We start from the raw sequence: 8,422 nt of genomic DNA on the forward strand, positions 1-8,422 counted from the left end.
GCATCGGGCGGCTACGCACGTAGGCGTGATCAAGTCGGTGATCGGTTGCTGTTGTGCCATGATGACGACGTCAATCGGGGTCGGGGTTGAGTTGTCAGGTGGGGAGCAAGCTGGTGGATTTCTCAGCAGTGACCAGACCGGTCGAGCGGTTGCTGGCGACCGCGCAGAATGGCCTGGAGGTTCTGCGCTACGGGGGCTTGGAGACCGGTGCGGTCCCGTCGCCGTTCCAGATCATCCAGAGCGTGCCGATGTACCGGCTGCGGCGGTACTTTCCGCCGGACGCCCGCCCGGGGGCCCAGAATCCGCGTCCGCCGGTGCTGATGGTGCATCCGATGATGATGTCGGCGGACATGTGGGACGTGACGCGTGACGATGGTGCGGTCGGCATCCTGCACGCCGCCGGTATCGACCCCTGGGTCATCGATTTCGGCTCGCCCGACAAGGTCGAGGGTGGCATGCAGCGCAACCTCGCCGACCACGTCGTCGGATTGTCGGAGGCCATCGACGTCGTCAAAGAGGTCACGGGGCGCGACGTGCACCTGGCCGGTTACTCGCAGGGTGGGATGTTCGCCTACCAAACCGCGGCCTACCGGCGGTCCAAGGATCTGGCCAGCATCATCGCCTTCGGTGCCCCGGTGGACACCCTGGCCGCACTGCCGATGAACCTGCCGGCCGGGGTCGCCGCGGGTGCGGCGGATTTCATGGCCGATCACGTGTTCAGCCGCATCGACATCCCGGGCTGGTTGGCCCGCACCGGTTTTCAGATGCTCGACCCGATCAAGACCGCCCAGTCTCGTCTGGAGTTCCTGCGTCAGCTGCACGACCGTGAGGCCCTGCTGCCGCGCGAACAGCAGCGCCGGTTCCTGTCCTCGGAGGGCTGGATCGCGTGGTCGGGGCCCGCGATCTCCGAACTGCTCAAGCAGTTCATCTCACACAACCGGATGATGACCGGGGGCTTTTCGATCCGCGGCGACCTCGTCACGCTTTCTGACATCGACTGCCCGATCCTCGCGGTGGTCGGCGAGGTCGACGATATCGGCCAGCCGGCCGCGGTCCGGGGCATCAAGCGGGCTGCGCCCGATGCGGATGTTTACGAATATCTGATCAGGGCAGGACATTTCGGCTTGGTCGTGGGTTCGAAGGCTTCCGACCAGACCTGGCCGACGGTGGCGCAGTGGGTGAAATGGCTTGGTGGAGAACAGATGCCGGAAGGCGTGGTTCCGATGGGATCGCAGCCGGCAGACCGCCCGGAGGGCGGGGTGTCGTTCTCCACCCGCGTCACCCACGGCGCGACGGCGGCCACCGAGATGGCGTTCGGGGTGGCCCGTTCGGCAGCCGACGCGTTGATGGCGGCGAACAAGAACGCCAGGACCCTGGTCATCGAGACGGCCCGTACGCTGCCACGCCTGGCCCGGCTGGGGCAGGTCAACGACCACACCCGGATTTCGCTGGGCCGGATCATGAGCGAGCAGGCGCGCAGCGCGCCCAACGGTGAGGCGCTGCTGTTCGACGGCCGGGTGCACACCTACGAAGCAGTGGACCGCCGGGTCAACAACGTGGTGCACGGCCTGATCGACGTCGGGGTGCGCCAGGGCGCCCGCGTCGGCGTCCTGATGGACACCCGGCCGAGTGCCCTGGTCGCCATTGCGGCGCTGTCCCGGTTGGGGGCGGTGGCGGTGCTGCTGCCGGAGGCGGATCTGGCCGCGGCCGCCCGTCTCGGCGGCGTCACCGAAATCATCGCCGACCCGAGCCACCTCGACATGGCCCGGGCGCTCGATGCGCGGGTGCTGGTCCTCGGCGGCGGCGAGAACCGCGACCTCGATCTCCCCGAGGAAACCGAAGACGTCGCCGCTGTCGTGGACATGGAGAAGATCGACCCAGACGTCGTCGAACTCCCCGGCTGGTACCGGCCCAACCCGGGCCTGGCCCGCGACCTGGCCTTCGTCGCCTTCAGCGAGGTCGGCGGCGAGCTCGTGGCCCGTCAGATCACCAACTTCCGGTGGGCGCTGTCCGCGTTCGGCACCGCGTCGGCGGCCAACCTCGGCCGCGGCGACACGGTCTACTGCCTGACTCCGCTGCATCACCAGTCCGGCCTGCTGGTCAGCCTGGGCGGTGCGGTGGTCGGCGGGTCACGCATCGCGCTGTCCCGCGGGCTGCAGCCCGACCGCTTCCTGCAGGAGATCCGGCAGTACGGCGTCACGGTCGTGTCCTACACCTGGGCCATGCTGCGCGAGGTCATCGACGACCCGTCGTTCTCGCTCACCGGAAGTCACCCGGTCCGGTTGTTCATCGGCTCGGGTATGCCTGCCGGGCTGTGGAAGCGGGTGGTCGACGTGTTCGAGCCGGCCCACGTCGTCGAGTTCTTCGCGACCACAGACGGCCAGGCCGTGCTGGCCAACGTGTCCGGCGCCAAGATCGGCAGCAAGGGGCGTCCGCTACCGGGTGGCGGCACCGTCGAACTTGCCGCCTACGACGCCGACGACGATCTGATCCTGGAGGACGAACACGGTTTCGTGCGCAAGGCCGAGGCCAACGAGGTCGGTGTGCTTCTCGCCCACCCGCGCGGCCCGGTCGATCCGACTGCTGTGGTCAAGCGTGGCGTGTTCGCGCCGGCCGACACCTGGGTGTCCACCGAGTTCCTGTTCCGTCGTGATGAGGACGGTGACTATTGGCTGGTCGACAACCGGGGTGCGGTGATCCGTACCGAACGGGGGCCGGTGTTCGCGACGGCCGTCAACGACGCGGTCGGTCGGTTGGACGCGGTCGACATGTCGGTCACCTACGGGGTCGAAGAGGCAGGCCGGCAGCTGGCGGTGACGGCGCTGGCGCTGCGTCCCGGCGGCAGCGTGCCGACGGCAGATCTGTCACTCGCCCTCGAGGATCTGGCCGCGGGTAACCCGCCCGACGTGGTGCACGTGGTGGCCGACATGGAACTCGGCGCGTCGTACCGCCCGCTCGTGGCGCCGTTGCGGGCGGCGGGCATCCCGAAATCCGGCCGGCGTAACTGCTGGTACCTCGACGGCGATACCGGAACGTACAAGAAACTGACTGCCGCGGGCCGGGCGGAACTCGTTGCGGGAGTCCCCGACGGCGAGCCGGAGTCCGGCTGATCGCGTCGCCGGACGGGATGCCGGGGCCAGAATGCGCTGTTACGCTCCGGCGAACGGCAGAACGACTGGAGGATCGATGACATCGGGATCGGGTGCGAACAGCTGGCGTCGGGCGGTCACCGGATCGGTGACCGGCGGTGCGCTGGTCCTTGGTCTGCTGGTAGGCGCGGGTGCGCCGACAGCCGCGGCCGATCCTGCCCAGCCGACGCCTGCAGCGGACGCACCCGGGTCCGCTGCGCCGGCGGCCCCGCCGATGACGGCCGACCAAGCGCTGTCCATCATCGCCAAGGATTACGACACCGGCGAGGGCGGTGGCCAGATCTCCACGCTGATCCACGACATCATGAAGCTGCGTCAGCAGGGGTACAAGCCGTCGAATGCCAACCGTGAAGCCATCACCAAGGCCCTCGACAAGCGCCCCAACCAGGGCCCGCTGATCGACGCGCTCAAGAGCACGTTGTCCTACCAGCGCAAGTTGCAGGCCCAGTCCAACGCTCAGATTCCGCAGCAGAGTGGGTTGAACCCCGGGGTGGGCCAGTTCCCGGGAGGCATCGCTCCGATTCCGGGCGGGGCCGGGGCACAGCCCGGCCCGAGTGGCGGCATCCAGATCCCGTTGGGCTAACTTCACGTGGTGGTCGACGACAAGCTTCTGAGCATCCTGGTCTGCCCGCAGGACCGCGGTCCGCTGCTGCTCGCGGGGACGGACTGGCTCTACAACCCCCGGTTGCGGCGGGCCTACCGGATCGAGGACGGCATCCCGGTCCTACTGGTCGACGAGGCCGTGGCCATCGATGACGATGCCGAGCATCGCCGGCTGATCGAGTTGGCCGGGTCAGGGGAGTCCCGGTAGGTCACCGGTCAGATAGCGCTGCAAGGTGGGTGCGATGGTTTCGACGATCTGGTCCGCCGGCAGCGAGGCGAAGGGCTCCAACTCCAGGATGTAGCGCGCCATCGCGACGCCGACCAGTTGCGAGGCGACGAATTGGATGCGGACTCGGGCACTGCCGGGCGGGTTGTCCACCCGTGGTCCGATTTCGCCGACGATGATCTCCTGGAGAAATGACCGGACCAGCGATACGTCGTTGCCGGCGAGGATCGAGCGCAGCGTCGCCACGAAGCCCTTGCCGATCTCGGAATCCCACAGCGGCAACAGGATTGACGGCAGCGTGTGTCCGATCTGCTCGACCGGCACCTCTTTGAGCTTTCCGATCACCGTCATCGGATCGATCGGGATGTGGATCGCGGCGGCGAACAGCTGGGTCTTGGTGCCGAAGTAGTGATGCACCAGCGCGGCGTCCACCCCGGCCTCGGCCGCGATGGCGCGGATCGAAGTCTTGTCGATCCCGTTGCGGGAGAACAATTCCCGCGCACTGGTCAAGATGCGCTCGCGTCTGTCCGACGGCCCGGCGGGCCGGCCGGGGCGTTTTCGTTCTCGTTCGGAATCGATGTCGGTGCTCACGGCTTCCTACGGGGTTCGGCGGCGCAGGGTCGCCGCGGCCAGGCACAGTGCCAGCACTGCAAATCCCACCACGATCGCGATGTCACGGGCCGCGATGGCGGTCAGCTCAGGGTGGGCGCCGACCTGCTGCAGGGCTTCGAGTGCATAGCTGGCAGGCAGGACGTTACTGATCCACTGCAGCCATTCCGGCAGGGCGGCGCGCGGCACGATGATGCCGCACAACAGCAGCTGGGGCGCGATCACCACGGGCATGAACTGGACTGCCTGGAACTCGGTGCGGGCGAATGCGCTGCACAACAGGCCCAGCCCCACGCCCAGCACGGCGTTGATGATCGCGATCAGGAACACCAGGACAGGGCTGCCCGCGGTGTCCAGGCCTAGGAACCAGAACGAGACGATGCAGGCGAGGATGGCCTGGGCCGCAGCGGCGATCGAGAAAGCGGTGCCGTAGGCAGCCAGCAGGTCGAACCGGCGCAATGGTGTGGTCAAGATCCGCTCGAGGGTTCCCGAGACACGTTCCCGCTGCATGGTGATCGACGTGATCAGGAACATCACGATGAGCGGGAAGACGCCGAGCATGATGAGGCACGCATTGTTGAACGGTGATGGGTGTCCCGGCGGGTGCGGGGTGTTCTGGAACATGAAGTACATCAGCGTGATGATCAGGCTCGGCACCACGAGGATCATCGCCACGCTGCGATGGTCTGCGGCCAGTTGCCGCAGGATCCGACCGGTCGTGGCCAGGTAGGCCGCCGGGCTCAGTCGGCTCGGTTGGTCGCGTCCGAGTCGCTGCGCCGGATGACGGTGAGAAACGCTTCCTCCAGGGACGTGCATGCCGTGTCCTTCCGTAGCCGGTCAGGGGTGGTGTGGGCGAGCAAGCGGCCTTCACGCATGAGCAACAGGTCACCGCAGTGATCGGCCTCGTCCATCACGTGGCTGGAAACCAGCAGCGTGGTGCCACGTCGTGCCAGTTCGTTGAACTGTTCCCACAGGTCGACCCGCAGGACCGGATCGAGGCCGACGGTGGGCTCGTCGAGCACCAGGAGTTCGGGTTCGGCCACCAACGCGCAGGCGAGCGAGACCCGGGTCCGTTGACCTCCGGAGAGATTGCCGCAGTACGCGGTGCGGTGATCGTCGAGACCGACCGCGCGGATGGCGTCGGCCGCCGAGTCTGCCGACGTGCCGTACAGCGCGGCGAAGTACCGGACGTTATCGACGACTCGCAGGTCGTTGTAGATCGTCGGATCCTGGGTGACGTATCCGACCCGGTGGCGCAGCGGTGCCGAACCGGCGGGATGTCCGAGCACCGTGACCGTGCCCGCCTCGATGATCTGGGTACCGACGATGCTGCGTATCAAGGTGGTCTTGCCGCAGCCTGACGGACCGAGCAGGCCGGTGATGGCACCGTGGGCGATCCGCACCGAGAGGTCGCGAACTGCGGGGCGGCCACCCCGGCTGACCTGCAGTCCGGTGATGTCGACGGCGGGGGCGCGGGCGTCGGACGGAGGCGGGGTCGAGAATTCATCAATCGATGAAGTCATCATGTGATGAATAGTGCGCGCAAGTCCGGCCGGTGTCAACGGTCAATGTCGGGGAGGGCAAAATCGCTCGGGTGGGCTTGCAGATGGGCACCGAGCTGTTGACTGGCGCCCCCCTGCTCGCGGCCCGCCGGCTGTTGGGGGCCGAGCTGACCGGCCGCGGTGTCAGTGCTGTCATCGTCGAGGTCGAGGCGTACGGCGGACCGCTCGACGGCCCCTGGCCCGATGCCGCGTCACATTCGTTTCGCGGCGCCGGTGGTCGCAATCTCGTGATGTTCGGCCCGCCCGGACACCTCTATACCTACCGCAGCCACGGCATCCACGTCTGCGCCAACGTGGTCTGCGGATACGACGGCGTCGCGGGTGCGGTCCTGCTGCGAGCCGCGTCGGTGAGTGCCGGCACCGAGCTGGCCGGCCGGCGCCGCGGACCGGCGATACTGCCGGCCGCCCTGGCACGGGGACCCGGAAATCTGTGTTCGGCGCTGGGAATCACGATGGAAGACAACGGAATTGACCTCTTCGATGCCGACAGTCCAGTGCGCCTGGCGTTGCGCGATGCGGCTCCGGCAGTGGAAGGACCACGGGTCGGGGTGAGCAAGGCCGCCGACCGCAGATGGCGGTTGTGGCTGGCGGATCGGGGAGAGGTTTCGGCGTATCGGCGCAGCCCGCGTGCCCCTGCGCCCGGTGCCAGTGATTGACCTCCGCGATGCGGCATGATCGTCGTCATGAGCATGGGAATCCTGGATGAGCTGGACTGGCGTGGGCTGATCGCCCAATCGACCGACCGCGATGCGCTGGCGAATGACCTGGCCAAGGGACCCATGACCGTCTATTCCGGCTTCGATCCCACCGCGCCCAGCCTGCACGCGGGCCATCTGGTCCCATTGCTCACGCTGCGCCGGTTCCAACGCGCCGGGCACCGACCGATCGTGCTCGCCGGCGGGGCCACCGGGATGATCGGTGACCCCCGCGACACGGGGGAGCGCACGCTGAACACCGCCGACACCGTCTCGGACTGGGCCGGCCGCATTCGTGGCCAGCTGGAGCGGTTCGTCGAATTCGACGACACCCCGACCGGTGCCATCGTCGAGAACAACCTGAATTGGACGGCCCGGCTCTCGGCCATCGAATTCCTGCGTGACCTGGGTAAATACTTCTCGGTCAACGTGATGCTGGACCGGGAGACGGTCAAACGCAGGTTAGAGGGCGACGGCATCTCCTACACAGAGTTCAGTTACATGCTGCTGCAGGCCAATGACTTCGTCGAGCTGCATCAGCGCCACGGCTGCGCGTTGCAGATCGGCGGCTCCGACCAGTGGGGCAACATCGTGGCCGGCGCCCGCTTGGTGCGTCAGAAGTTGGGCACCACGGTGCACGCGATGACGACTCCGCTGGTCACCGACTCGGAAGGCAAGAAGTTCGGCAAGTCGACCGGCGGCGGCAATGTGTGGCTGGACCCCGAGATGACCAGCCCATATGCCTGGTACCAGTACTTCGTGAACGCCGCCGATGCCGACGTCATCGGTTACCTGCGCTGGTTCACGTTTCTGACGCCGGACGAGATCGCCGAGCTCGAGGACGCCACCAATAACCGCGCGCACGAGCGTGCCGCCCAGAAACGGCTGGCCCGGGAGCTCACCACGTTGGTGCACGGGGAGGGCGCGACGAAAGCGGTCGAGCTCGCCAGTCAGGCGCTGTTCGGCCGGGGGGAGTTGACCGACCTCGACGAATCCACCCTCGGCGCCGCGCTGCGCGAGGCCAGTAGTGGACAGGTTGCCGAGCTGAAGCCCGGCGGCCCGGATTCGATCGTGGATTTGTTGGTCGGCACCGGGTTGGCGGCAAGTAAGGGTGCGGCACGCCGCAACGTCGCCGAGGGCGGTGTGTATGTGAACAACATTCGTATTGAAAGCGACGAGTGGATACCACAGCATTCTGATTTTCTGTATGAGCGGTGGCTCGTGTTGCGACGTGGCAAGCGGCACATTGCCGGGGTCGAGCGCGTGGGCGCCTAGGCCAACCGGCGACCGGGCTCTGACCTGGGAAAACGTCGCAGTGACCAGGCGATTTGACTCGCTGTTAGCGCTCACGTAACTTATTCCAAGTCAGAGCGACACGGACAAGCGCCGGAGAGCGAAGACAAAATCCGAGAGAGACACCCATTACGGTGGGTATTCTCACTGCCCGCAGTAAAGTTCAGCGGCTTTTAGCCGCGGGATTTCTGCGCGACAAACTCGGGCGTGTTGTTTGAGAACTCAATAGTGTGTTTGGTGGTTTTTGTTTGTTGTTTTTGGCCACATTCTTTTTCCCGTTTAGGG

8 protein-coding genes are annotated in these 8,422 nt (G+C 66.7%); 5 read left to right on the forward strand and 3 right to left on the reverse strand.

Annotated elements, in window-relative coordinates; all coding sequences use genetic code 11:
• Positions 1-113: 113 nt before the first annotated feature.
• From ACZY08_RS22935 to ACZY08_RS22945, 3 genes are all read left to right on the forward strand, one after another.
• Positions 114-3,110, forward strand: a complete 2,997-nt coding sequence (locus ACZY08_RS22935) for an acyl-CoA synthetase (RefSeq protein ID WP_463746899.1) — start codon at positions 114-116, stop codon at positions 3,108-3,110.
• Positions 3,111-3,186: 76 nt separating this feature from the next.
• On the forward strand, positions 3,187-3,732 hold the full coding sequence (locus tag ACZY08_RS22940; protein WP_463746900.1) for a hypothetical protein: 546 nt from the start codon (positions 3,187-3,189) through the stop codon (positions 3,730-3,732).
• A gap of 9 nt (positions 3,733-3,741) precedes the next feature.
• A complete protein-coding gene (locus tag ACZY08_RS22945; RefSeq protein WP_463746901.1) occupies positions 3,742-3,960 on the forward strand; it encodes a Trm112 family protein in 219 nt (72 codons plus the stop codon).
• Here ACZY08_RS22945 and ACZY08_RS22950 read toward each other — a convergent pair.
• Genes ACZY08_RS22950 through ACZY08_RS22960 form a run of 3 tightly spaced genes read right to left on the reverse strand, consistent with a single transcriptional unit; the run spans position 3,943 to position 6,113 of the window.
• Positions 3,943-4,569, reverse strand: coding sequence for a TetR/AcrR family transcriptional regulator (locus ACZY08_RS22950; RefSeq protein WP_463746902.1), 627 nt, complete (start codon positions 4,567-4,569; stop codon positions 3,943-3,945). The two genes, ACZY08_RS22945 and ACZY08_RS22950, sit on opposite strands and share 18 nt — an antisense overlap.
• A 6-nt stretch (positions 4,570-4,575) precedes the next feature.
• The gene (locus ACZY08_RS22955) at positions 4,576-5,403 is read right to left on the reverse strand and encodes an ABC transporter permease (protein WP_463746903.1); all 828 of its coding nucleotides are present in this window, start codon (positions 5,401-5,403) and stop codon (positions 4,576-4,578) included.
• On the reverse strand, positions 5,328-6,113 hold the full coding sequence (locus tag ACZY08_RS22960; RefSeq protein ID WP_463746904.1) for an ABC transporter ATP-binding protein: 786 nt from the start codon (positions 6,111-6,113) through the stop codon (positions 5,328-5,330). The genes ACZY08_RS22955 and ACZY08_RS22960 overlap by 76 nt, the downstream gene beginning before the upstream one ends.
• Before the next feature lie 80 nt (positions 6,114-6,193).
• Between ACZY08_RS22960 and ACZY08_RS22965 the strand changes: the two genes are divergently transcribed.
• A complete protein-coding gene (locus ACZY08_RS22965) occupies positions 6,194-6,805 on the forward strand; it encodes a DNA-3-methyladenine glycosylase (RefSeq protein ID WP_463746931.1) in 612 nt (203 codons plus the stop codon).
• 27 nt (positions 6,806-6,832) lie between these two features.
• Entirely contained in the window at positions 6,833-8,119 is a 1,287-nt protein-coding gene (gene tyrS / locus ACZY08_RS22970; RefSeq protein ID WP_463746905.1) for a tyrosine--tRNA ligase, read from the forward strand.
• Positions 8,120-8,422 lie beyond the last annotated feature (303 nt).

This window comes from Mycobacterium sp. IDUB_9, assembly GCF_055419505.1.